This window comes from Bradyrhizobium sp. USDA 4516 (genome assembly GCF_054055915.1).
In genome coordinates this window covers 2,313,155-2,337,775 of record NZ_JBSRXT010000001.1, presented here as the reverse complement: position 1 = coordinate 2,337,775, position 24,621 = coordinate 2,313,155, and the positions used below count along the sequence as shown (strand labels likewise).

Genomic DNA, 24,621 nt, shown 5'->3' with positions numbered 1-24,621 from the left:
CTCTCCTCGTTGGCACGCGGCCAAATGGTTGCTCCACCCGCAAATCAGGCAGCATCAAATCTCAGCGGCAGCTTGATGGCAAGCTTAGGGCCGCACCACAGGTATATCCCTGTAATGCTTCTGTTTTTTGTCATTGATTGTCGCGGCACGTTGCGCGGGCCGCCTCATTTCGGCGCGATCCAGAGTCGTAAGGCGAACGAGATCAGCGCCACGGTGCCGACGCCGCCGAGCCAGAGCGCTGCGAACCACAGCAGGCGCTGGCCGAGCGGCCGCTGATTCGGGCTCTCGGGCATCAGTGGTATCCGTGGCCGGGGCGCACCTTGCCGCGGAACACCCAATAGGCCCAGGCGGTGTAGCCGAGGATCAGCGGCACCAGGATCGAGACACCGACCAGCATGAAGACCTGGCTGTTGGTCGGTGCCGCCGCCTGCCAGATCGTGATGCTCTGCGGCACGATGTACGGATACATGCTGATGCCGAGTCCGGCATAGGACAGCGCGAACAGCCCGAGCGTCAGGAAGAACGGCTGATGGTCGTTCTTGTTGCTCAGCGCGCGCAGCAGCAGCGCGGTGACGGCGGCGACCGCGATCGGCACCGGCGCGGTGAGGATGATGTTGGGCCAGGCGAACCAGCGCTGGGTGTACTGCACGCTGAGGAACGGCGTCGCGATGCTGACGGCGCCGATCGCGCAGAGCATCGCGACCAACAACATCCAGCTCAGATGATAGGCGCGGTCGCGCAACTCGCCCTCGGTCTTCATCACCAGCCAGGTCGCGCCGAGCAGCGCGTAGCCGATCACCAGCGCGACGCCGGTCAGGACGCTGAACGGCGTCAGCCAATCCCACCAGCCGCCGGCGTACTGGCGGCCCTCGACATGGATGCCCTGCAGGATGGCGCCGAGCGCGATCCCCTGCGCCAGTGTCGCAAGCAGCGAGCCGCCGGCGAAAGCGATATCCCATTTGTTGCGCGCCTTCTGGGTCCGCCAGCGGAATTCGAAGGCGACGCCGCGGAACACGAGGCCGAGCAGCATCGCGATCATCGGCGTGTAGAGCGCCGGCATCAGCACCGCATAGGCCAGCGGAAACGCCGCCATCATGCCGCCGCCGCCGAGCACCAGCCAGGTCTCGTTGCCGTCCCACACCGGCGCCACCGTGTTCATGATGACGTCGCGGTCGGTCTTTTGCGGAAACAGTGGGAACAGGATGCCGAGGCCGAGATCGAAGCCGTCCATCACGACATAGACGAACACGGCAAAGGCGATGATGAAGGCCCAGATCGTGGCGAGATCGATCATCGCGCGCCCTCCACGGCTGCGCCCGCCGCCGGCGTGATGCCGGCCGCGCGGGCCGGAAGATCCTTCGTCGGGCCTTGCTCGCCGGGATGCGGCGGCTGCGCCATCAGCCGCAGGATGTAGATCACGCCCGCGGTGAACACGGCGAAATAGACGATGATGAAGGCGATCAGCGACGAGCCCACCGCGGGCGCCGCCAGCGGCGACGCCGAATCGGCGGTCCGCAGCAGCCCGTAGACCGTGAACGGTTGCCGCCCGGTCTCCGTGGTGATCCAGCCCGCGAGCACCGCGATGAAGCCGGCGGGGCCCATCAGCACGGCGAAGCGATGCAGCAGCGACGACTGGTACATCATCCCCCGCCAGCGCATCAAAAGGCTGAGCAGGCCGAGCCCCATGATCAGGAAGCCGAGGCCGACCATGATGCGGAACGACCAGAAGGTGATCGGCACCGGCGGCCAGTTCTCGCGCGGCACGGTGTCGAGGCCGGCCAGCGGCGCGTCGAGCGAATGCTTCAGGATCAGCGACGACAGTTTCGGCACCTCGATCGCATACTTGACCTTCGCTTCACGCTGGTCGGGCCAGCCGAACAGGATCAGTGGCGCGCCGTCCTTGTGGCTCTGGTAATGCCCTTCCATCGCCATCACCTTGGCGGGCTGGTGCTCCAGCGTGTTGAGGCCGTGCTGGTCGCCGGCGAGGATCTGGATCGGCGCCACGAGGGTGGCCATCCACATCGCCATCGAGAACATCACGCGCGCTCCCGCCAGATGCTGGTCGCGCAGCAGATGCCAGGCGCCGACCGCGCCGACCACGAGCGAGGTGGTAAGGTACGCCGCCAGCACCATGTGCACGAGGCGATAGGGGAACGACGGATTGAAGATCACCTTGAGCCAGTCGGCGGCGACGAACTGGCCATCGGCGTTGACGGCGTGGCCGGTCGGTGTCTGCATCCAGGAATTGGCCGACAGAATCCAGAACGCCGAGATCAGCGTGCCGATCGCGACCATCAGCGTCGCCACGAAGTGCAGCCTGGGGCCGACGCGTTCGAGCCCGAACAGCATCACGCCGAGGAAGCCGGCTTCCAGGAAGAATGCGGTCAGCACCTCATAGGCCATCATCGGGCCGATCACCGGCCCGGTCTTGTCGGCAAAGGACGACCAGTTGGTGCCGAACTGGTAGGACATCACGATGCCCGAGACCACGCCCATGCCGAACGCGACCGCGAAGATCTTCAGCCAGTAATTGAACAGGTTGATGTAGACCTCGCGCCTGGTGGCAAGCCACAGCGCTTCCAGCACCGCGAGATAGCTCGCAAGCCCGATCGAGAATGCGGGAAACACGATGTGGAACGACATCGTGAAAGCGAATTGCGCGCGGGCGAGTACGACCGCATCCCAGCCTTCGAACATTACGCACCATCCGTCGTCGACCTGGCGTGGACCTTACCACGTCAGCTGTGACGACAAAGAGGGCGGATTGTCCGACTGGAGCGGGTTGAGTTTTGGCTGGATCGGCTTGGTGCGGTCCCGGTTCACCTCTCCCCGTCGGGGAGAGGTGAGCTTTCGACGCCGTTCCAGCTCAACCTGATTTCATCAGGCTTTAGCTGTTGGCGTTGAGCAGCCGCGCGACGGTGCGGTCGATCTCGTCGTACTGTCCCTCGCCGGCGTGCTGGAACACGATCTTGCCGTTCTGGTCGATCACGTATTGCGCCGGCCAATACTGGTTGCGGTAGGCGTTCCAGGTCTGCGAATTGTTGTCCTGCGCCACCGGATAGAGGATGCCGTGCCGCTTCAGCGCCGCCTGCACGTTGGAGGCCGAATGCTCGAACGGGAATTCCGGCGTGTGGACACCGATCACGACGAGGCCGCGATCCCGGTACTTCGAATAGAGCTGGGTGACGTGCGGCAGCGTGTTGACGCAGTTGACGCAGCCATAGGTCCAGAAATCCACCAGCACGACCTTGCCGCGCAGGTCGGCGAGCCTGAGCGGCTGCGAATTGAACCAGTTGCTGATGCCGACGAATTCGGGCGCGGTCTGGCTCTGTCCGGTTGTCATGGCGATCGCCCGCGGCACCGGCTGTGCCGGCGCGTCTGACTCGGTGCAGAGGCCGGGAATGACGGCGCCGCCGAGGCCAAGGCCCGTAACCAGAGCGGATATGGCAATCAAGCGCAGGGACATCGATATCTCCTTTGGGCTTACAGGCCGATCTGGCCGTTGGGATAGAACTGGGTCAGCCACGCCACGATCAGCGTGTCGTATTGCAGGTAGGACAGCGCGGCGAATGCGACGATCACGACGCCGAAGCCCTGCTGCAGGCGCGGCGCGATCCGCGCCATGCTGCGCGCGCGCGTGGTGACGGCCTGTCCGCCATAGGCAATCGCAAGCATCGGGATCGCGGCGCCGATCGCGTAGGTGACGAGCTGCAGGCTCGCCCACGCGGTGTCCTTCGAGGTCGCGACGATGGTCAGGATCGAGCCGAGCACGGGGCCGGCGCACGGCGTCCACACCAGGCCGAGCGTAGAGCCGAGCACGAAGCCGCCGAACAGGCTTTGCGACGGCGCGGCATGACCGAGGCTGCCCCCTTGTTTGGACGTGTTTTCTTGACGCGAACCGGTATCCACTTCACTCGAAAACGCTTTGGTAGCGCCGGTGAGCCGGATCGACAGCCATTCGAACGGCGCCGGCCAGATCATCAGGAGGCCGAAGCCCGCGAGCAGCACGGCCGCGCCGGTCCGCAGCACGTTCGGATCGAAATCGAAGGCGCGCGTGATCGCGCTCAGCAGCAATGCCACCGCAGAGAATGACATCACGAAACCGAGCGCGATCATCGCGGGCCGCGCCTTGCCGGTCTGGCCTATCGATACCCCAAGCAGGATCGGCAGCATCGGCAGGGTGCAAGGGGCGGCGACGGTGGCGACACCGGCAAGCAGGGCAAGGGCAAGGCTGAGCATCGTCATCCGTCCATCAGAGTCCCGGCGCGCCAGAGGGCCGTGCCGGGTACGCCTGATGTTCTTCGCGAGGACGGTTTGGCCGTTACGGCGGGCCGGTCGCGGGCCGCGTCACGTCTGTGTGAGGCGAGGTGCACTCGGCTTCACGACGTCGCGCCAAATACAGAGCGACCCGGCTGGGGGGCATCCCGGCCGGGTCGTTGGAGGCTACTTGGGAGGTTAGAACGAAGAGGTATCGAAATCGGTTTAGTGGATTGGAGTTGGGGTTGCGTCGTTGGATATAGGTATAGAGGTCGCGTTTTTCCGGGTGATGTCGTCGATTGTTTCAATTGTTTCGTCGCCTGAATTTTTCGGCTTCGTGGATAATTGCCCGGGTCGCGCGATTTCCCTTTAAGGTATTGAATTTGCAGTCTTTTATGCGGCGACGCTATCCACGCCGGCACCCCGCAGGAGGTCGGCGAGCTGCTTGCGGGCATAGAACATGCGGGTCTTCACCGTGCTCTGCGGGATCCCGATGATCTGCCCGGCCTCCTCGACCGACTTCTCATGGTAGTAGACCAGATTGATGATCTCGCGGTGAGCCGGCGACAGCTTGGCCACGCAGGCGCGGAGGATCTCGCTGGTGGTGGCGCGATCGAGCGAGGTTTCCGGCGTGTCGGCGCCGTCGGCGATCTCCAGCACGTCGTCCTGGTCGATGTCCTCATGCTTGCGCTGGCGTAGCGCGGTCAGCGCCTTGAAGCGGGCGATCGAGAGCAGCCAGGTCGAGACCTGCGAGCGGCCCTCGAATTGGGCCGCGGTGCGCCAGACGTCCAGGAACACCTGGCTCACCAGGTCCTCGGCCATCGTGGTGTCGCGCACCATGCGGAGCACGAAGCGGTAAACCCGGACGTTATGACGGGAATAGAGCGTGTGCATCGAGGTGCGGTTATTCTTGGCGATACGCGCGAGCAGCGTTTCATCCGAGGTCGCGCGAGCAGCGTCGATATGCTTCGTGGCTGCAGAGTTGATGGCGATGACGTTCGGCATGACAGGCTCCCAGTTCGCCGTTGGGCGGCGGTTCGTTGGGAGAATTGTTAGTTACGGCCCGTTTCCGGATGTCTGCGCGAAAAGCGGAAAATGGTTTCGTGAACGGGAGAATTGTTTCGTCGCCGGCCCGACGACGAAACATTCGGGACCAAAAAGCCAATAATTTCAATGCGAGGAAAATTCGAACGGCCGGATTCCCGCCGTCGGAACGAATCCGGCTGTTATGACTTCTGGCACTGTCGGGGCTTATTCGGCCGCCTGCAGCGAGGGCGCCGCCTTTTTCGGGGCAATCCAGAACGCATCGGGCCGTTCGAACAGGAAATTGGCCCGCGCCGCCAGCGCCAGCCGCCAGATCACGAGCGAGCCGGCGACGCCGACCGCGGTCACGATCAGCGAGATCAGGCCGATGTCGTGGATGACGCCGAAGCGCAGCAGAAGGGTGCGTGACGCCGCCATCGGCAGGAAGAAGGCGAGATAGATCACGATCGAATGCTCGCCGCAGAAGCGCAGGAAGCCAAGCCAGTGCGCGCGCGCCAGCAGCGTGCCGGTCACGATGATCGCGCAGGCGCCGGCAAAGCCGAGTGCCAGCGAGACGACCGGCCATTCGCTCACCTCGAGCGCAACCAGGCCGCCATTGATCAGCGCCCAGAGCCCAAGCCCGAGCAGGGCAAGCGCAGGCCGTGCCCGCGCGCGGTCCGAGAGCGCGAACACGTAATCGGCGAGGACATAGCCGGTGTAGAAGTAGACGAAGCGGGAGCAGAACTCGTCGATCACGGTCCAGCCGGTCGCGACATGCGCGGTCTCCAGCGCTGCTGCGATCAGCCAGATCACGAGCGGGTGGACGTTGCGCGCGAGCTTGGTGACGACGAAGAAGATCGGCAGCAGATAGATGAACCACAGCGTGCCGAACGGCTCGATGAAGGATTCGAGGTATTGCAGTCCAACCTGGGGCCAACCGGTCTCGGCGGCCAGCGACGGCGCCTTGAAGCCGAACTGGATCGTCACCCAGAGCACGTAGAAATAGGCGAAGTGCATCACCTTGCGGTCGAGATAGGTGCGCCAGTCGCGATCGATCACGACCGACAGGAACAGGCCCGAGATCAGGAAGAAGTCCGGCATCCGGAACGGCTTCGCGAACATCACGACGTAGTGCATGAAGCCGGTCTGGTCGGCGGCCTTCTCGACCCCCAGCACCGAATGCATCATCACGACCATGATGATGCAGATGCCCTTGGCGTAGTCGACCCAGTCGACGCGTCCGCTCGCGCCTGGGGCGGAACGATCTGTCGCAGCGGCTGTGCCGTTCGTGGTCATCTTTGTCTCGTTCCGGCGTGATCGTGCCTATCATCGGCCCGATCGGTTGCTTTCTCCTTTATTGATACAAATGGTGTGCCACCAAACCGGACCTTTCCGCGGGTTTCCCGTAGCCGGCGAATGGTCTAAGAGGCCGTGGAATCCAAGAGAAGAGACCGTTTGTTAACCATGGGACGCAGCCCGGCCCGAGCGCCGCTGCGATGATGAGAATCCTTGCCGCGCCAATTCGATAGTCCGCTGCCGATCGACGCCGTGCTCGATGAGCTCGATCGCACGCTCGTGGGCCACAACGCCGCGGTGCTGGTGGCGCCGCCGGGTGCCGGCAAGACCACGCGCGTGCCGTTGGCGTTGCTCGATGCACCCTGGGCGAGGGGCAAGAAGATCATCGTGCTGGAGCCGCGCCGCATCGCCGCGCGCGCCAGCGCGGAGCGGATGGCGAAGACGCTCGGCGAGCGTGCCGGCGAGACCGTCGGCTATCGCGTGCGCTTCGGCTCGAAGGTGTCGCGCGCGACGCGGATCGAGGTCGTCACCGAAGGCATCTTCTCGCGGCAGATCCTCGACGATCCCGAGCTCAACGGCATCGCCGCGGTGCTGTTCGACGAATTCCATGAGCGCTCGCTCGATGCCGATCTCGGGCTGGCGCTGGCGCGCGACGCGCAGACCGGCCTGCGCGAGGATCTGCGGATCCTCGTGATGTCGGCAACGCTCGACGGTGCACGCGTCGGAAAACTGCTCGGCGACGCGCCGGTGGTCGAAAGCGAGGGGCGCGCCTTTCCGGTCGAGACCCGTTACGTCGGCCGCAAGGTCGACGCGCCGCTGGAGCGGCAGATGGCCGAGACGATCGCGACCGCGCTGCGTGCCGATGCCGGCTCGGTGCTTGCCTTCCTGCCGGGCGCCGCCGAGATCCGCCGCACCCAGACCTTCCTCACTGAGCGTGTGCACGACGCCTCTGTCGAGATCGTGCCGCTGTTCGGCGCGCTCGATGCCAGCGTGCAGGATCGCGCCATCGCGCCGGCGCCGAAGGGCACCCGCAAGGTGGTGCTGGCGACCTCGATCGCCGAGACCTCGCTGACCATCGAGGGCGTCCGCATTGTGGTGGACTCTGGCCTTGCGCGGGTGCCGCGCTACGAGCCAGACATGGCATTGACGCGGCTCGAGACCGTGCGGGCGTCGCGCGCCGCGGTCGATCAGCGGCGCGCGGCCGCGCCGGCCGCATCGAGCCCGGCGTCTGCTACCGGCTCTGGGACGAGCCGCAGACCGCGTCGCTGCCGGCCTACACCGCGCCCGAAATCCTCTCCGCCGATCTGTCCTCGCTGGTGCTCGACCTCGCGCAATGGGGCGTCAGCGATCCCGCGGGCCTTGCCTTCCTCGATCCACCGCCGGGACCGGCGCTGAAGGAAGCCAGATCGCTGCTGTCGGAGCTCGGGGCGCTCGACGGTGATGGCCGCATGACAGAGGAAGGGCAGAGCCTGCGCGCGCTGGCGCTGCCGCCGCGGCTGGCGCGCATGATCGTGGATTCCGCTCGCTTCGGTATGGGCGAGGAGGCGGCCGAGATCGCCGCGGTTCTGACCGAGCGCGGGCTCGGCGGCGACAGTGTCGATCTCGACGTCAGGCTCGACCAGTTCCGCCGCGACCGTTCGCAGCGCGCATCGAGCGCTCGCAGCATGGCGGCGCGCTGGGCCGCGCAGGTGAAGTCGGCTGTCGGCGAAGCGAAGGATCTCTCCACCGGCGTCATGCTGGCCTTCGCATTCCCGGATCGGGTCGCCCGGAACCGCGGCAATGGCAGCTTCGTGCTGGCCAACGGCCGCGGCGCCGCCGTCGAGCAGACCGCGGCGCTGGCGCGGCTGCCTTATATCGCGGTCGCCGAATTGACCGGCACGGCCGCGAGCGGCCGCATCCTGCTGGCGGCGCCGATCACCCAGGAGGAGATCGAGCAGCGTTTCGCCGACCAGATCGAGAACGTGGAAGAGGTGACGTTCGACCGCGGCGCGATGGCGCTGCGCGCGCGGCGCCGGCGTTCGCTGCACGCGATCACGCTGTCGGAAGCACCGATGTCGCTGTCGCCCTCGGCCGAGACCGCGCGCGTCTTCGCCGACGGGCTCATCGCGGCCGGGCTCGACCGGTTGCCGTGGTCGAAGCACTCCAAGCAATGGCGCGACCGTGTTATGTTCCTGCGCAAGGCCGAGGACGAGAGCTGGCCCGATCTGTCCGACACCGCGCTCGCCGCGCGTGCCGACGACTGGCTGGTGGGAGCGCTCTACGACAAGACCGCGCTGAAGGACCTGTCCGCCGGCGACCTGTCGGACGCGCTGATGGCGTTGCTGCCGTGGGAATTGCGCGCGCGGCTCGATCGCGAGGCGCCGACGCATTTCGAGGCGCCGACCGGAACGCAGCTCGCGATCGATTACGAGGCCGAGCAGGGCCCGACCATCGCGGTGCGGCTGCAGGAGCTGTTCGGGCTCAACACCCATCCCTCGATCGCCAAGGGCGCGGTGCCGCTGGTGCTGGAACTGCTGTCGCCGGCACAGCGGCCGGTGCAGGTGACGCGCGATCTGCCCGGCTTCTGGCGCGGCAGTTACGCTGCGGTGCGTTCCGACCTGCGCGGCCGCTATCCGCGCCATCCCTGGCCGGAAGATCCCGCCAGCGCGATGCCGACCAGGCGCGTGAAACCGCGCGGCACGTGACGGGTCGCGAATCTCATGCATCGCCGTCATTGCGAGGAGCGATAGCGACGAAGCAATCCATCGTTCCGCGCATGCCGCACGATGGATTGCTTCGCTTCGCTCGCAATGACGGGCATAGACCCGCACCATCCGGGACGTAACGCTGGCGAGCGTCCGCAAACGGTGGTTAGATTTGCACGCTGGGATGGGATCACGGGCTCGCAGTTTGGGGAGGTCACCGTGGAGATCAAGAACGCATCGCCGTCGCTGTACAACGAAGACCTGGCGCCGGCCAAGGAACGCAACTGGGGCGCCTTCAGCATCTTCAACGTCTGGACCTCGGACGTGCACAGCCTGTGGGGCTATTATCTCGCCGCCAGCCTGTTCCTGCTCTGCGGCAGCTTCGTCAATTTCATCCTCGCGATCGGCGTCGGGTCGCTGGTGATCTTCGTGCTGATGAGCCTGATCGGCAATGCCGGCGTGAGGACCGGCGTGCCCTATCCGGTGCTGGCGCGCGCCTCGTTCGGGGTCTGGGGCGCCAACATTCCGGCGCTGGTCCGCGCCGTCGTCGCCTGCTTCTGGTACGGGGCGCAGACCGCGGCGGCCTCGGGCGCGATCGTCGCGCTGCTGACGCGCATCGACAGCTTCAAGGCGTTCCACCAGTCCAGCCATATGCTCGGCCATTCCACGCTCGAGGTGATCTGCTTCGTCGTGGTCTGGGCTTTGCAGCTCCTGATCATCCAGCGCGGCATGGAAACGGTGCGGCGCTTCCAGGACTGGGCGGGACCTGCGGTATGGTTGATGATGCTGATCCTTGCGATCTATCTGTGCATCGCGGCCGGCGGCATCTCGCTCACCGCGCCGATCCCGCAGGACGTGCTGCTGGAGAAGACCAAGGAGGCTGGCGTACCCGGCGTGCCCGGCTCGTTCCCGGCGCTGTGCGCCGTCGCCGCGACCTGGATCACCTATTTCGCCGCGCTCTATCTCAACTTCTGCGACTTCTCGCGCTATGCGCCCGATGCAGCCGCGCTGCGCAAGGGCAATATCTGGGGCCTGCCGGTCAATCTGATCCTGTTCTCGCTGGTCGCCGGCGTCACCACGATCGCGGCGTTCAACGTCTATCACGAGGTGCTGCTGCATCCCGACCAGATTTCGGCGAAGTTCGACAGCTGGTTCCTGGCGCTGCTCGCGGCGGTCACCTTCGCGGTGGCGACGCTCGGCATCAACGTCGTCGCCAATTTCGTCTCGCCGGCGTTCGATTTCTCGAACGTGTTTCCGCGGCATATCGACTTCAAGAAGGGCGGCTATATCGCGGCGCTGATCGCGCTGGCGCTGTATCCGTTCGCGCCCTGGGAGGGCAGCGCCGCCTCGTTCGTCGGGCTGATCGGCGCGACGATGGGACCGATCTTCGGCGTCATGATGGTCGACTATTACCTGATCGCCAAAGGCCGTGTGAACGTGCCGGCGCTGTATCAGGAGAACGGCGAATATCGCTTTCAGAACGGCTGGAACGTCAGCGCGCTGATCGCCGCCGGCATCGGCGCGCTGTTCTCGTCGGTACTGCCGAACTTCACCTCAATCCTGCCGGCGTGGTGGGCGGTCTATGGCTGGTTCTTCGGTGTCGGGATCGCGGGCACGGTCTATTACGCGCTGCGCGTTGCGATGCCGAGCCCGGTCGCCAGGACGGCCTGAGAGACGGCCTGAGGGCCGGAAATTGCGGCCCTCGCGGGCGACCGACGTCATTCGGCCGCCCCTTGGGGCTCGCATTAACCCTTCGCTCATCCTTTTCGCCAAAATGGCAGGCTCGTGCCGCCGCCCTCGCTCGCGGCGGGGCGGGCGGCGTGGTGAAATTGCGTGTTCGGTTTTCCGAGTATGGTGTCATGCGTAACCTGATGATTTTCGCGGCCATCCTGATCGGGCTGGGCACCTTCATGGCTCAGATGGCCAGCAAGATGTCGCCCGCCGCCGCGACCACCACAAAGCAGATCATGGCCCCAGCCGTCACGGTGGCGCAGGCCAGCGCCCGCACGCTCAGTATTGCGCCCGATCCTCGCGGTCATTTCGCGACCGACGGCCGGATCGACGGCCAGCGCATCAACTTCATGGTCGACACCGGCGCCTCGGTGGTAGCCCTGAACGAAACGTCCGCGGCACGCTTCGGCCTGCGTCCGGTGCCGGGCGATTACACCTCGCGCGTCACCACTGCCAACGGCACCATCAAGGCCGCGCGCGCCCGCATCGCCATGATCGAGATCGGCGGCCTCACCGTGCGCGACGTCGATGCCCTGGTGCTGCCCGACGAGGCGCTGTCGGAAAACCTGCTCGGCCTGTCCTTCCTGTCGAAGCTGAAGCGCTTCGAATATGCCAACGGTAAATTGTTGCTGGAGCAATAGGCCGCACTTTCGCACTGCGAGGGAATTCAGGGCGCTGCTTGTTCACATTTTGGGAATGAGAGGGCAATCGAGTCGATCCTCGCGACGGCGCGGCATTTGCGCCAGACGTTCGCGGGCAACGTCAGACCTTAGGCGCTTTCGCAGAGCGTCGCGCCGATCTCCCGGCGTCCTCACTGTAAATCCCTACTGCACTCTCTGATATAGCCGGGCGGGTCGTCGACATCTTTCGGCACATCAATCCATTGCCCATTGTGTTCAATGCGCATCGACCGTTCCAAGCCTACCCCAAACCCTTTCTTTTCCGGGTTTCGGTCGCAAACTGCCTTGAGGGTGCGAAGTTCGATCTTCGCAAGATCCCGCTTTGTTGATTTTTGAAAGCCAAAGTCACGACATCCAGCTTACACCAGGGGCCCGAGTTTGCCTTGCATACCGTTGAATTGGCGAGCAGAAGGCATAAGGCTCCGGCGAGCACGAACATTTTCATCGGCATGACTCAATATTTGTATCGATTCCAATCAGGCATTCTCGACCCCGATTGGCTTGCCGTGAAGCCAATACAGATAGCTCCCATCCCAAGATCCAACCCACGCTCGATAATCCGGAGTTTTCTGCGAATAAGCCTTCGCATTGTCTAGATCTCCATCAATCTCGTGCTGATCATCCCAGTGCATGTGCCGACGTGCCACCGCACCGCTGTCGCCAAACCCCACACCACCGCCCAGCGCTCCGTCTTGGAATCCGCGCGCTATCTGATCGTAGTAATATAGTCCGCCGCGCTTATGAATTTCCACGCCCAGTTCCGTGATAAAACCCCTGCTCTTGGTCTCTTCCGGGTAATATTGGGCACCAAGGTCTATCATTTCCTTACGGGCAGCGTCCCATGCGCGCTCCGCGCTCTCGAAACCGATCCCCGCATTGCGGCTCGGAAAGTCGCCACCTTCGGCGCCGCCAAAGCGCTTGATGCCAGCGACGCCACCCGATCCGCTGGGGCTGTTGCCAGTCGCCGGCCCGTTGACGCCGGGCTGACCGGCTGCTGTCGCAGGCTGTTGCGGCTGGGTTTGCGGCTGTGGCTGCGTTAGTTGAGTCGATGTCGGCGGCTGCTGAATCTGCGCCTGTTGAGTTACGCCATCCGCGGCGAACGGGTCGTGGTCAACGGGAACGAGCGAGTCTTCGCCGGACGCCCGCCTGTCGGCGGGGGCGGCCTTGGCCGTCAGCCAGTTCGGCTCGCTGCGGTGGCCGATTTCGGCGCGCTGCTGGGTCGGAGCGATTAGCGGTCAAGCAGCGCGTAGGGCGCAACAGCGCGGCGTATTGCGCCGGCGTACAAGTATTGGCCGACGCCAAATCTGGCGCAATTATTAGCCACCAGCCCCAGTCTCTGCTTTCGCCCGGCCCGCGCATTCGCTAAAGGCTGCGACGATGTTTTTCTGCATACGACCATAAGGCCGAACCATGTTTCCCAAGCCGAAATCCGCGCTGGTTCCGAACACCTATGCCTTCGAATCCGAGCCGATGGTGAAGCCGACCGGGTTTCGCGAGTACGACGCGCGCTGGCTGTTCAACAAGGAAATCAACCTGATGGGCGTGCAGGCGCTGGGCATGGGGCTCGGCGCGCTGATCGCGGAGCTCGGCATCCGCCAGGAGATCGTCACCGGTCACGATTTCCGCGGCTATTCCGCCTCGATCAAATACGCGCTGATCTCGGGGCTGATGGCGGCGGGCTGCAAGGTGCATGACATCGGGCTCGCGGTGACGCCGATGGCCTATTTCGCGCAGTTCGATCTCGACGTGCCCTGCGTCGCCATGGTCACCGCCTCGCACAACGACAATGGCTGGACCGGCGTCAAGATGGGCGCCAACCGTCCGCTCACCTTCGGTCCTGACGAGATGTCGCGGCTGAAGGCAATCGTGCTCAACGCCGAATTCAACAACACGGCCGGCGGCTCCTATCAATTCCACGAGAATTATCCGGCGCGCTACATCGCCGACCTCACCAGCCGGCCGAAGCTGAAGCGCAGGCTGAAGGTCGTCGCGGCCTGCGGCAACGGCACCGCGGGCGCGTTCGCGCCGCAGGTGCTGGAGGCGATCGGTTGCGATGTGATCCCGCTCGACACCGAGCTCGATCACACCTTCCCGAAATACAATCCGAACCCCGAAGACATGGAGATGCTGCACGCGATCCGCGATGCGGTGCTGGCGCACAAGGCCGATGTCGGCCTCGGCTTCGACGGCGACGGCGACCGCTGCGGCGTGGTCGACAACACCGGCGAGGAGATCTTTGCCGACAAGGTCGGCGTCATGCTGGCGCGCGACATGTCGGCGATCAATGCCAACGCGCAGTTCGTCGTCGACGTGAAGTCGACCGGGCTGTTCGTGACCGATCCCGTCTTGCGGAAGCAGGGCGCGAAGACGGTCTACTGGAAGACCGGCCATTCCTACATGAAGCGGCGCACCAATGAGCTGGGCGCGCTCGCCGGCTTCGAGAAGTCGGGCCACTTCTTCTTCAACAAGCCGTTCGGCCGCGGTTATGACGACGGCCTGGTGTCGGCGATCGCGATCTGCGAGATGCTCGACCGCGCCCCCGGCAAGTCGATGGCCGACCTGAAGAACGCGCTGCCGAAGACCTGGTCGTCGCCGACCATGTCGCCGCATTGCGCCGACGAGGCGAAGTACGGCGTCGTCGACGCTGTCGTGAAGCACTTCGAGGCGTTGCAGCAGCAGGGCGGGAAGGTCGCGGGCCAGAACATCCGCGACCTCGTCACCGTCAATGGCGTGCGTGTCACGGTCGAGGACGGCAGCTGGGGCCTGGTGCGCGCGTCCTCGAACAAGCCGGAGCTCGTGGTCGTGGTGGAAAGCCCGGTCAGCGAGCGGCGCATGCACGACATGTTCGAGGCGATGGATGCCGTGCTGCGCACGCATCCCGAGGTCGGCGAGTATAATCAGAAGATTTGAGCTGGGTGCTCCTGGGTCGTCATTGCCGGGCTTGACCCGGCAATCCATCTCGGAAAAGCTTTCTTGAAAATCGATGGGCACGCGGGTCAAGCCAGCGTGCGATGGTCGGTGTCCGCAGCTTCACGCCGCCCGCAGCGAGGCCAGGAAGCGGTCCAGCTCGGTCTTCAGCCACTCCGATTGAGACGACAGGCCGTTGGCCGCATCGAGCAGTTGTGCGGTCGCGCTGCCGGCCTGTTCGGAGGCGCGGTTGACGTTGAGGATGCCCTTGTTGACGTCCCGCGTGCGATCGGCGGCCTGCTGCAAATTGCTGGAAATCTCGCGGGTCGCCGCGCCCTGCTGATCGACGGCGGCCGCGATCTCGCCGGAGACCTGGTCGATCTCCGCGATCGTGGTGCCGATGCTGCCGATCGCGCTGACGGCAGCACCCGTCGCGCTCTGGATGTCCTGGATCTGGGCCGAAATCTCCTCGGTCGCCTTGGCGGTCTGGTTGGCCAGTGCCTTGACCTCGCTTGCGACCACGGCGAAACCGCGGCCATGCTCGCCGGCGCGCGCCGCTTCGATGGTTGCGTTCAGGGCGAGCAGATTGGTCTGGCTGGCGATGCTCTGGATCAACGTCACCACCTCGCCGATCTTCTGTGTGCCGGCGGCAAGGCCTTCGACGACGCTGTTGGTGCGGCGTGCCTCGTCGGCGGCCTTGGCGGCGATCCGCGCCGAGCGCGTCACCTGCTCGGCGATGTTGTTGATCGAGGCCGTCAGCTCCTCGGTCGCGGACGCGACGGTTTCCACATTGCTCGAGGCCAGCGTCGATGCGGAGGCGGCGGCGGTGGCCTGGCGGATGGTTTCCGCGTTGCTGCCGTTCATCGTTGCCGACAGGTCCTGCATCGCGCCGGCCGCCACCGCGACGGCCTCGACGACCTCGCCGATCTTGCGCTCGAAGCCGGCGGCGAGCTCGCGCCGCGCGGCATCGCGATCGTGCTTGGCGCGTTCGGCCTCGATGCGCTCGGCGTTGGCGCGCGCCTCGGCGGCACCGGCGGCCTCGGCCTCCGCCGCCTTCAGCGCCGACGTCCTGAACAGTTCGGCAAGCGTGTGCGCGAGCCAGATCAGCACGCCGGCCTCGATCAGCAGGATCACGGCGTGGAGAACGACGCGACCGAAATCGGCGCCGCCGGGATAGATCGCGGCCGGCAGGATGAAATTCAGCGTCAGGTGGTGCAGGGCAACCGCCAAAGTGCCGGCGACGATCGGCCGATAGTCGCAATAGGCGACGAGGCACGCCAGCGCGGCGAAGAAATACATGTGCATGTCGACCTGCCAGCGGTGGCCGGCAAACTGGTAGACCAGCATCGACACGCCGGCCATCAGGGCCACGGCAACGATCAGGCGGGTTGAAACGCCGTTCCCCGAGACGCGCCACGCCACCGTCGCGGCCAGCGCCATCGCGACCATGAAGCCGGCCGGCATCAGCCAGTCGGTGTGCAGCGTGATGCCGACGATGATCGCGATCGGAACGTGCAGCCACAGCACCACGAGCAGGATCTTGCTCGCCGTCTCGCGCAGCGCGGCCATTTCATCGCCTTCGAAGGTCATCCCCAACCCCCAGATCGTCATCCGCCCCGAAGCAGCCGGCGATCGCCTGCGGATCCATGGTCAGCAAGGCGCCGGCCTCGTACAGCCGGCCCAGCCCTCCATTGCGGTCAGGCCGCACCACCAGCAGGGCCGGGATCGCGGTCATCCGAACGATCGACGCATTGGCGGCTGCGGCGGCCAGCAGCGCGCGCTCGGCGCGCCACCATGGCGGAAAGGCCACGGCCACCACGTCGCTGCCCGCACGCACCTTTAGCGACAGCGTTGCGACCGCGATCCAGCTCGCGATCAGCAATGCGGCCGCGCCCAGCCAGGCAGGCCGTCGTCTCGCTGGGATGATCTCCCCCGGCTCCATCGCAGCAGGATACCGCTGCCGGCGCTAACTTCAGGTAAATGCCGAACAGGCGAACTACCTGGGAGCGTATCGACGTCTCGTGTGGGGTTGTGCGGCGGCGCTTACGCCGCGGGCACCGGCAGCGCCGTCACCGACTTGATCTTCTCCATCGCGAAGCGCGAGGTGACGTTCTTCAGCGGCACGGCACTGATCAGCTTCTTGTAGAAGACGTCGTAGGCCTGCATGTCCGCGACCACGACGCGCAGCATGTAGTCGACGTCGCCGGCCATCCGGTAGAACTCCATCACCTCGGGCATGGCGCTGACGGCGTCGGCGAATTTGCGCAGCCAGGCTTCCGAATGGTCGGCGCTCTCGACCGAGACGAACACCGAAATCCCGAGGCCGATCTTGTTCTGGTCGACCAGCGCCACGCGGCGCAGGATCACGCCGTCGGCCTCCAGCCGCTGGATGCGCTTCCAGCACGGCGTCGACGACAGGCCGACCCGGTCGCCGATCTCGGCGACGGAGAGCGACGCATCCTCCTGCAGCACGGTTAGAATCTTGCGATCGATCGCATCGAGGCGGCGGCTGTTGTCATGAAGCTGAATGGCGACATCGGTCATAGAAGAAAGTTCCATATGGAGGTTCAATATCCCTCATATAGAGAAGAATCTTCCAAATCAAGCGATTCGTGGCGGCTCAGGCTGGCTTGGCGTCGGCGTGCTGACCCAAAAACTCTTCAACTTCAGTACGTTGCGGTGCGGCATAAGCACCCCCGAAGCGGGTGCATTTCAGCGCTGCAGCGGCCGAGGCGAAGCGGAGCGCGTCCCGTAGCGGCTGTTTCTCGGTGATGGCGAGGGCGAAGGCCCCGTGGAAGACGTCGCCGGCCCCGAGCGTGTCGACGGTATGGACCGGGAAGGCCGGGGTTTCCTCGAGCTCGCCGTTCTCGTTGAGCCAGATCGTGCCCATCGGCCCGCGGGTGCCGGCCAGGAAGGAGGGGGTGAGCTTGGCGAGCTTGTGCAGCGCCTGGCCGTCGTCGGTGACGTCGGCGGTCTCCTGCAGCGGCTCGCTGGAGAACACCAGGTGGGAGGAGGCGGTGAGCAGCCCCTCCCGCATCGACATCGCGCGGTCGACGTCGACCACCACGGGGATGCCGCGCTTGACCGCCTCGGCGCAAAGCTCGGTGCAGAACGGCGCGCAGCGGCTCTCGGTCAGGATCGCCGCGCAATCCTCCAGCAAGAGTTCGGTCGGCGGCAGCTTGACCTTCCAGAGCTCCGGATCGCGGAAGGTGACGATGGTGCGTTCGCCGCTGTCGTCGATCATGATCGCCGAGATCGGGGTGACGAGGTTCGGCATGTGGATCAGATGATTGGTCTCGATGCCTTCCTGGGCGAGCTTGTCGAAGATGTAGCGGCTCGAGGTCTCCTGCGAATCGCCCATCGGTCCGCAGATCGAAGCGCGCCCGCCCAAGCGGACGATGCCGATGGCGGCGTTCAGCGCATTGCCGCCGCAGATCTCGTCGAAATGCGTCGCGTTCTCCTTGGAGCCGCGCGCCGGAACGCTGACGCGAAAGGTCAGGTCGCGCACCGGCAGGCCGATGCAGAGGATGCGGGGCGGGACTTTCGGGGCGCCGTTCTGAAAATTCATGCGGGGATCCGTCGCAATGGTTCCGTTACTGCCAGAACTGTGTCCAGCTTTAATCGGCAGAACGATGTCCGGTTCCCGCTATTTGTCCAACGGGTTCTGGTGATGCACCCAGCGGCCGAGCAGATGATGGGCAATCGCGAACGGATGCGGGCCGGCGAGCCCTTCGGGATGCTGGCGCTTCAGCATCAGCGACGCCTCGGCATGGTCGAACCAGCGCGCATCTTCCAGCTCGGTGCGGTCGACCACGATGTCCTCGTTGGTCGCGCGCGCGGTGCAGCCGATCATCAGCGATGACGGATAGGGCCAGGGCTGCGTCATGTAGTAATTGACGTCGGTGCAGCGGATGCCGGACTCCTCGAAAATCTCGCGCCGCACGGCGTCCTCGATGGTCTCCGCGGCTTCCACGAACCCGGCGAGGCAGGAATACATGCCGGGCATGAACTGCTTCTGCCGTCCCAACAGCACCTTATCGCCATACGTGACCAGCATGATCACCACCGGGTCGGTGCGCGGAAAGTGCTCGGCCTTGCAGCTCGGGCATTCGCGCTTCCAGCCGCCGTCCTTCATCGCCGTGCGGGTGCCGCAGTTCGGACAGAAGCCGTGGCGCTGATGCCAGGTCACCATCGATTTCGCCATCGCGATGGCCGAGAGCTGCTCGGGCGGCACCACGCCCTGCATCGCCATGCCGCGCAATTCGGTGATCGCGACGTCGGCGCGTCCGACCAGCTTCTCGGCCGCCTGCGGCGCGATCCCCATGCCGAAGATCGGCGCGGCGTTGCGCAGCCCCAGGAAGATCGTGCCGGGATTGGCGCCGTAGCTGCGGGCTTCCTCCAGCGACAGCAGCGCGCGGGCGCCGCCGTCCTCCTGCTTCACGACCAGCGAGTCGCGATAGATCACATAGGCTCTAGCCTCGCGGTGGCCTTCCAGCGCGAACAGCTTCTCGTCGTTGGTGCGCAGATGCGCGGCGCGGTCCAGCACGTGGGTGACGAAGGCCGGCTGGCCGAGCGGAAATGAATCGAATGCAGACATTGAATGTTCAACCCAACCAGATCTTGCGGCGAAGCGCGCTGATGAAATTCTGCACTTCCTCGGCGTCATGCGCCAGCGGCGGCATCACGCCCCAAACGGGACGCGGCCATGCAGCGTCGCTGGTGCGGCGCGCGATGACGTGGACGTGCAGCTGCGGGACGAGGTTGCCGAGCGCGGCGACATTCAGCTTGTCGCACTTGGTGACCTCTTTCAGGGCCCGCGAGACGCGGGTGATTTCCGTCATCAGCTGCGCCTGCGCGACCTCGTCGAGGTCGATGATCTCGACCGCGCCGTCGCGCCGCGGCACCAGCAGCAGCCACGGATAATGCGCATCCTTGATGACGAGCACCTTGCACAGCGGCAGGTCGCCGATGTCGATGGTGTCTTTCTTGAGCTGCGAATGCAGCGACCAATTGGAGGCGGGCATGGGGGGCAAATAATGCCTTTCCGTGTTCCCAGACAAGCCCCGCAAAGCCAGCCTTACAAAGCCGGGTCAGGCCGCTTGCTTTCCGGCGGTTTTGGCCCCAAATAGGGACCGGGAGATTGGCGGTGGACGAGCCACTCGCCAACCGGGTCAGGTCCGGAAGGAAGCAGCCCTAACGAGGTCCGGATCGGGTCGCTCGTCAGTCTCCTACCTGTTTTTCCGAGCGAATCGCGCTGGAATGGCGGTCTCCGCGCCCGGCGCTCGATTTTGGCTCCTATCCGCACGCCGGCTGAAGAGACAATTCCCAAGTTGCGGATCGATGCATGAATGACGCTGGCGACCCCTCCCATCCGTCCGACGGCGCAGGCAAAGGCACCCTTGACGGCGGTTTCGATCTCGGTGGCGCGCCGGACGCCGCAAAACCCTACCGCGTTCTTGCCCGCAAATACCGCCCCTCCAGCTTCGAGGATTTGATCGGCCAGGAGGCCATGGTGCGCACGGTCTCGAACGCGTTCGAGACCGGGCGAATTCCGCAGGCCTGGATTCTCACCGGCGTCCGCGGGGTCGGCAAGACCACCACCGCGCGCATCCTCGCCCGCGCCTTGAACTACGCCAAGCCGGACGGCTCGGTGCAGGGGCCGACCATCCACATGCCCGACCTCGGCATCCACTGCCAGGCGATCATGGAAAGCCGGCACATGGACGTGCTGGAGATGGACGCCGCCTCCCACACCGGCGTCGACGATGTCCGCCAGATCAATGACAGCGTGCGCTACGCGCCGGCCAGCGCACGCTACAAGGTCTACATCATCGACGAAGTCCACATGCTGTCGACGGCGGCCTTCAACGCCTTCCTGAAGACGCTGGAGGAGCCGCCGGAGCACGCCAAGTTCGTGTTCGCCACCACCGAAATCCGCAAGGTTCCGATCACGGTGCTGTCGCGCTGCCAGCGCTTCGACCTGCGCCGCGTCGAAGCCGACGTGCTGATGAAGCATCTCGGCAACATCGCGGCCAAGGAAGGTGTCGAGGTCGAGCCCGAGGCGCTCGGCATCATCGCGCGGGCGGCCGAGGGATCGGTGCGCGATTCGCTGTCGCTGTTCGACCAGGCGATCGCGCATGCCGCGGGCGACGTGAAGGCCGACGCGGTCAGGCAGATGCTCGGCCTCGCCGACCGCACCCGCGTGATCGATCTGTTCGAACAGCTGGCGCGCGGCGATATCGCCGCCGCCTTCGACGAATTCCGCGCGCAATATGACGTCGGCGCCGATCCGGTCGTGGTGCTGTCTGACCTTGCCGAGTTCGTCAATTTCGTCACCCGCGTGAAGTTCGTGCCGGGGACGGCCGACAATGTTGCGTTCGGCGAGACCGAGCGGGTGCGGGCGCGCGAGTTCGCCGCCAAGCTGTCGATGCGGGTGCTGTCGCGGATGTGGCAGATGCTGCTCAAGGGCATCGCCGAGGTGCAGACCGCGACGCGCCCGGCCGCCGCGGCCGAGATGGTGCTGGTGCGGATTGCCTATGTCGCCGATCTGCCGACGCCGGATGAGGCGATCCGGATGATCGAGCAGAATGGCGGTGGCGCTGCGCCCGCGACCTCTGGCTCCGCCGCCTCGCAACCGTCGCGCGGCGCACCATCCTCGGCGATGCCTGCGATGTCATCCGCGCCGGTGCGCATGCCGCAGGCCGCGCCGCGCGGCGATCTCGCCGCGCGTCCGCAGATGGCAGCGCCGGTCGCCGATGCCGCGCCGGCGCTGCGGATATCAAGCTTTCCGCAACTGATCGCGCTCGCCGGCGAGAAGCGCGACATCATGATGAAGAGTGCGCTGGAAGCCGATGTGCGGCTGGTGCGCATCGAGGACGGCCAACTCGAGATCGCCCTCGAGCCGAAGGCGCAGCGCGCGCTGGTCACCGATCTGTCGCGCAAGCTCGAACTATGGACCGGGCGGCGCTGGACCGTGATCATCTCCAACGAGGCCGGCCAGCCCACGGTGCGCTCGCAGAACGAACTGGCGCGCAGCGAGCACCAGCGCGCCGCCGAGGCCGATCCGCGCGTGCAGGAGGTGCTGGCGCGCTTCCCCGGCACCAAGGTGGTCGAGGTTCGCCGCCTTGCCGCCGAGGTTCCGGTTTCGGATGCGTCAGGCGAAGACCCGATTGAAACTTCCGACAGCGACGACGATTGATATTTGGCTATAGGGACGCACGCATGGCTGATTTTCTCGGCATGATGAAGCAGGCAGCGCAGCTGCAATCCAAGATGCAGGAGATGCAGGAACAGCTCGGCAATGTCGAGGTCGAAGGCATCTCCGGCGGCGGCCTGGTCACGGTGCGCATGACCGCCAAGATGGAAGTGAAGGGCATCAAGATCGATCCGTCGCTGATGAAGCCGGAGGAACGCGAGGTGCTCGAGGATCTCCTGGTCACCGCGCATGGCGATGCACGCCGCAAGGCCGAGACCGCGATGCAGGAGAAGATGATGGCGCTCACCGGCGGGCTCGGCCTGCCGCCGGGATTTGGTCCGACTTAAATGGCTGCAAGCGTTGCCGGCCCCGAGATTGAACGCCTGATCCAGTTGCTGGCGCGGCTGCCCGGGCTCGGGCCCCGTTCGGCGCGGCGCGCGGCGCTGCATCTGATCAAGAAGCGCGAAGCCCTGATGACGCCGCTGACCGCGGCGCTGCAGGTCGCGATCGACAAGATCCAGGTCTGCAAGACCTGCGGAAACATCGATACACAAAACCCCTGCACCGTGTGCACGGATCCGCGCCGCGATCCCTCGATCATCGTCGTGGTCGCGGACGTCGCCGACCTCTGGGCGCTGGAACGCGCCAATGCGACCAATGGCCGCTATCACGTGCTCGGCGCGACGCTGTCGCCGCTCGACGGCGTCGGTCCACAGGATCTCACCATCGATCAGCTGGTGGCGCGCGCGCATGCGCCCGAGGTCAGCGAGATCATTTTGGCGCTCAATGCGACCGTCGATGGCCAGACCACCGCGCATTACATCACCGACCTGTTGTCGGAGGCCAATGTGCGGGTGACGCGGCTGGCGCATGGCGTGCCGGTCGGCGGAGAGCTTGATTACCTCGATGAAGGTACGCTATCTGCAGCCATGCGGCAGCGGACGCTGTTCTAGCGCGCGATGCTGGCGCCGAGCGCGCGTCAGGCGCCAAGCGATCGGTCACAATCCGAAAAGATCGCACCGAAACAAAATGGTAGGGTGGATGCCGATTCGGGGACGGTCATTCACGCTCTGACGAATCAAGATACGGAACCACTGACAATGACGGCACACCGATTCGGCGTACGCTTGTTCGGCGTACGTTTGGGCTTTGCGCTTCTGACGGCAACGTTCGCCGCGCCTTGCGCGCTCGCGCAGCAGGCCGACGCCCCGCAGAAGCCCGGCAAGATGATCCACGCCGGCGACGTGCTGTCGGGAGAGCTCGGCGTCATGAAGGTGCGTGACGCCAAGAACCGCGGCAAGCGCGTCGCGACCTACCAGATCACCAGCGAGCCGCGCCGGCTGCCGCCGCCGAACGGTCTGTGCAATCTCGAGACCGGGCCGGAAACCTTCCAGCTGATTCCGACCAACGACGCCCAGGCCGCGCAGCTCAAAAGCCTCTCCGGCAAGGAAATCTCGGTGAAGGTCGACGAAGTCGCCTGCGCCAAGGATGCCGGCGAGATGAGCGAAGCCATCGTCACCAAGTGGAGCGTAGTGGCGAAGTAGCCACCCCAATTTCGGTGTCATCGCCCGGCTTGCTGTTTAGTCCGGGGACATGGCTGACACCTGTTCGGACACATCACTGACAGGTTGGCGGTTGGTCAAGTCGATTGATGCGACCTGCCAGCTGGCGAAGAAGACGCCGTAATGGCCGTCGCGATCCAGCGGCCTGATGGCAAGCCGTTCGCGCGCGAAGGCCTGTGGAACCTTCCAGAAGCGTCCCTTGAAGGAGATGTAGGGCCTCGTCGATGAGACCCTGCGCACGGTCTCGCCGCTGTCGTACTCGATTTTCGGGACGCGGGCCGGCATAGCGCGGGCACTGGGTCGGAAGCGATCGGCGGGAACGTGCATATCAAGGCCTTGGTGAGGGCGCTGCAGATTGTAGATCGGCCGCCAGGCATCCAAGGCACGCTGGACTTCCGGTAGGGTGCGGAAGCGGCGCATCGCAAAGACCTCGGCCTTCAGGGTGCGATGGAAGCGTTCGTTCTTGCCGCGGGCCTGCGGGTGGCAAGGCCTGGCATGCACCACCCTGACGCCAAGCTTGAGCAGCCAGACCTTCAATCCGGTCCAGCGAATGCCGGACGTATCGCCCCATGGTGAGCCGTTGTCGGTGTAGAAGGCCTCCGGCAAACCATAGCAGCGGAACGTCGTCGTCAAGTGATCCTGCACGGTGAAACGCTGCTCGTCGGCGCAGGCCTTCAGGCACAGGACATAGCGCGAGTGATCGTCGACGATCGTTAGCGGATGACACCGCGTTCCGTCGGCGAGCGGCAGGTGGCCCTTGAAGTCCATCTGCCACAGTAGATTGGGAGCTTCCTTCTCGAAGCGGTGCCCTGGATTTGGCGGCGCGTTCTCGCTCGGCTTGACGCGGCCGTTCCGGCACAGGATCCGGTGCACCGTCGAGGGCACAGGCACCGTCTTGCCGTCCCGCTTCAGGCAGTGGGCGATCTTGCGCGCGCCCCAGACCGGATGCTTGTCGCGCACCGCAAGCACCTGCTCCTCGATGGCAGCCTCACTGCGCTTGGGCATCGCATGCGGACGCCGGGAGCGGTCAGCCAGTTCCCGATCACCAGCCTGCCAGCGCCGCAGCCATTTGTAGCCAACGTCAGGGCTGATGTTGAACCGTTGACACAGCTCGCGCCGGTTGGCGCCTTCCTGCAATGCCAGCCGCACGAACTCGTGGCGCTGATCCATTACTGACACCTCACTCCACGGCATGGACGGCCTCCCGAATCGGACCAATCCAGCCAATGTTGATGTGTCAGCTATGTCTCCGAACACCCGTCAGTGATCTGTCCGGGCTAAACACT

The 24,621-nt window shown here is 65.1% G+C and carries 22 protein-coding genes, 1 other RNA gene and 1 pseudogene; 9 read left to right on the top strand and 15 right to left on the bottom strand.

Going from position 1 to position 24,621, the window contains the following annotated elements; translation table 11 throughout:
* Positions 1-164: 164 nt before the first annotated feature.
* The 7 genes from ACVI1L_RS10895 to ACVI1L_RS10865 form a co-directional block, all read right to left on the bottom strand.
* Positions 165-293: a DUF2474 domain-containing protein gene (locus ACVI1L_RS10895; RefSeq protein WP_141339964.1), complete on the bottom strand. Its 129-nt coding sequence runs from the start codon at positions 291-293 to the stop codon at positions 165-167.
* Complete coding sequence (gene cydB, locus ACVI1L_RS10890) at positions 293-1,294, bottom strand: cytochrome d ubiquinol oxidase subunit II (protein ID WP_168858892.1); 1,002 nt, start codon at positions 1,292-1,294, stop codon at positions 293-295. Before cydB ends, ACVI1L_RS10895 begins: the two co-directional genes overlap by 1 nt.
* Positions 1,291-2,697, bottom strand: a complete 1,407-nt coding sequence (locus ACVI1L_RS10885; RefSeq protein WP_057018992.1) for a cytochrome ubiquinol oxidase subunit I — start codon at positions 2,695-2,697, stop codon at positions 1,291-1,293. The genes cydB and ACVI1L_RS10885 overlap by 4 nt, the downstream gene beginning before the upstream one ends.
* A 190-nt stretch (positions 2,698-2,887) precedes the next feature.
* Positions 2,888-3,466, bottom strand: a complete 579-nt coding sequence (locus ACVI1L_RS10880) for a redoxin domain-containing protein (protein ID WP_456782854.1) — start codon at positions 3,464-3,466, stop codon at positions 2,888-2,890.
* A gap of 17 nt (positions 3,467-3,483) precedes the next feature.
* Positions 3,484-4,239 carry a cytochrome c biogenesis CcdA family protein gene (locus tag ACVI1L_RS10875; protein ID WP_076834956.1) on the bottom strand — a complete coding sequence of 252 codons (756 nt, stop codon included), beginning with the start codon at positions 4,237-4,239 and terminating at the stop codon, positions 3,484-3,486.
* A gap of 411 nt (positions 4,240-4,650) precedes the next feature.
* Positions 4,651-5,262, bottom strand: a complete 612-nt coding sequence (locus tag ACVI1L_RS10870; protein ID WP_057018990.1) for a sigma-70 family RNA polymerase sigma factor — start codon at positions 5,260-5,262, stop codon at positions 4,651-4,653.
* Positions 5,263-5,508: 246 nt separating this feature from the next.
* The gene (locus tag ACVI1L_RS10865) at positions 5,509-6,576 is read right to left on the bottom strand and encodes an acyltransferase family protein (RefSeq protein WP_456782853.1); all 1,068 of its coding nucleotides are present in this window, start codon (positions 6,574-6,576) and stop codon (positions 5,509-5,511) included.
* Positions 6,577-6,789: 213 nt separating this feature from the next.
* Between ACVI1L_RS10865 and hrpB the strand changes: the two are divergent.
* The 3 genes and pseudogenes from hrpB (at position 6,790) to ACVI1L_RS10850 (ending at position 11,632) form a co-directional block, all read left to right on the top strand.
* Positions 6,790-9,260: pseudogene (gene hrpB / locus ACVI1L_RS10860) on the top strand (ATP-dependent helicase HrpB).
* A gap of 219 nt (positions 9,261-9,479) precedes the next feature.
* Positions 9,480-10,931: an NCS1 family nucleobase:cation symporter-1 gene (locus ACVI1L_RS10855; RefSeq protein ID WP_456782852.1), complete on the top strand. Its 1,452-nt coding sequence runs from the start codon at positions 9,480-9,482 to the stop codon at positions 10,929-10,931.
* A gap of 200 nt (positions 10,932-11,131) precedes the next feature.
* Positions 11,132-11,632, top strand: a complete 501-nt coding sequence (locus ACVI1L_RS10850) for a TIGR02281 family clan AA aspartic protease (protein WP_316398627.1) — start codon at positions 11,132-11,134, stop codon at positions 11,630-11,632.
* Positions 11,633-12,147: 515 nt separating this feature from the next.
* On the opposite strand, the gene ACVI1L_RS10845 is transcribed toward ACVI1L_RS10850, so the two are convergent.
* Positions 12,148-12,492: a hypothetical protein gene (locus ACVI1L_RS10845; RefSeq protein WP_456782851.1), complete on the bottom strand. Its 345-nt coding sequence runs from the start codon at positions 12,490-12,492 to the stop codon at positions 12,148-12,150.
* A gap of 589 nt (positions 12,493-13,081) precedes the next feature.
* Between ACVI1L_RS10845 and ACVI1L_RS10840 the strand changes: the two genes are divergently transcribed.
* Positions 13,082-14,581, top strand: coding sequence for a phosphomannomutase/phosphoglucomutase (locus ACVI1L_RS10840; RefSeq protein ID WP_456782850.1), 1,500 nt, complete (start codon positions 13,082-13,084; stop codon positions 14,579-14,581).
* A 120-nt stretch (positions 14,582-14,701) separates the two neighbouring features.
* Here ACVI1L_RS10840 and ACVI1L_RS10835 read toward each other — a convergent pair whose 3' ends face one another.
* The 6 genes from ACVI1L_RS10835 to ACVI1L_RS10810 form a co-directional block, all read right to left on the bottom strand.
* Positions 14,702-16,168: a methyl-accepting chemotaxis protein gene (locus ACVI1L_RS10835; RefSeq protein ID WP_456782849.1), complete on the bottom strand. Its 1,467-nt coding sequence runs from the start codon at positions 16,166-16,168 to the stop codon at positions 14,702-14,704.
* A complete protein-coding gene (locus ACVI1L_RS10830) occupies positions 16,149-16,460 on the bottom strand; it encodes a hypothetical protein (RefSeq protein ID WP_229193314.1) in 312 nt (103 codons plus the stop codon). The genes ACVI1L_RS10835 and ACVI1L_RS10830 overlap by 20 nt, the downstream gene beginning before the upstream one ends.
* 161 nt (positions 16,461-16,621) lie before the next feature.
* Positions 16,622-17,122 (bottom strand): Lrp/AsnC family transcriptional regulator, encoded by a 501-nt coding sequence (locus ACVI1L_RS10825; RefSeq protein WP_016848075.1) that lies wholly within the window; start codon positions 17,120-17,122, stop codon positions 16,622-16,624.
* 76 nt (positions 17,123-17,198) lie between these two features.
* Entirely contained in the window at positions 17,199-18,146 is a 948-nt protein-coding gene (locus ACVI1L_RS10820; RefSeq protein WP_038385636.1) for a sugar kinase, read from the bottom strand.
* Between the two features lie 78 nt (positions 18,147-18,224).
* Positions 18,225-19,175, bottom strand: a complete 951-nt coding sequence (gene nudC, locus ACVI1L_RS10815; protein WP_057018981.1) for an NAD(+) diphosphatase — start codon at positions 19,173-19,175, stop codon at positions 18,225-18,227.
* A gap of 7 nt (positions 19,176-19,182) precedes the next feature.
* Positions 19,183-19,602: an HIT domain-containing protein gene (locus ACVI1L_RS10810; RefSeq protein ID WP_028344138.1), complete on the bottom strand. Its 420-nt coding sequence runs from the start codon at positions 19,600-19,602 to the stop codon at positions 19,183-19,185.
* A gap of 111 nt (positions 19,603-19,713) precedes the next feature.
* On the opposite strand from ACVI1L_RS10810, the gene ffs reads away from it, so the two are divergent.
* The 5 genes from ffs (at position 19,714) to ACVI1L_RS10785 (ending at position 23,317) form a co-directional block, all read left to right on the top strand.
* Positions 19,714-19,810, top strand: an RNA gene (gene ffs, locus ACVI1L_RS10805) — signal recognition particle sRNA small type.
* A gap of 112 nt (positions 19,811-19,922) precedes the next feature.
* Entirely contained in the window at positions 19,923-21,776 is a 1,854-nt protein-coding gene (locus tag ACVI1L_RS10800; RefSeq protein WP_456782848.1) for a DNA polymerase III subunit gamma/tau, read from the top strand.
* Between the two features lie 23 nt (positions 21,777-21,799).
* Positions 21,800-22,120: a YbaB/EbfC family nucleoid-associated protein gene (locus ACVI1L_RS10795; RefSeq protein WP_028335943.1), complete on the top strand. Its 321-nt coding sequence runs from the start codon at positions 21,800-21,802 to the stop codon at positions 22,118-22,120.
* Positions 22,121-22,726, top strand: a complete 606-nt coding sequence (gene recR / locus ACVI1L_RS10790; protein WP_028335942.1) for a recombination mediator RecR — start codon at positions 22,121-22,123, stop codon at positions 22,724-22,726.
* A 147-nt stretch (positions 22,727-22,873) separates the two neighbouring features.
* Complete coding sequence (locus ACVI1L_RS10785; protein WP_371852196.1) at positions 22,874-23,317, top strand: hypothetical protein; 444 nt, start codon at positions 22,874-22,876, stop codon at positions 23,315-23,317.
* Positions 23,318-23,353: 36 nt separating this feature from the next.
* Here ACVI1L_RS10785 and ACVI1L_RS10780 read toward each other — a convergent pair whose 3' ends face one another.
* A complete protein-coding gene (locus ACVI1L_RS10780; RefSeq protein WP_057015551.1) occupies positions 23,354-24,529 on the bottom strand; it encodes an IS481 family transposase in 1,176 nt (391 codons plus the stop codon).
* Positions 24,530-24,621 lie beyond the last annotated feature (92 nt).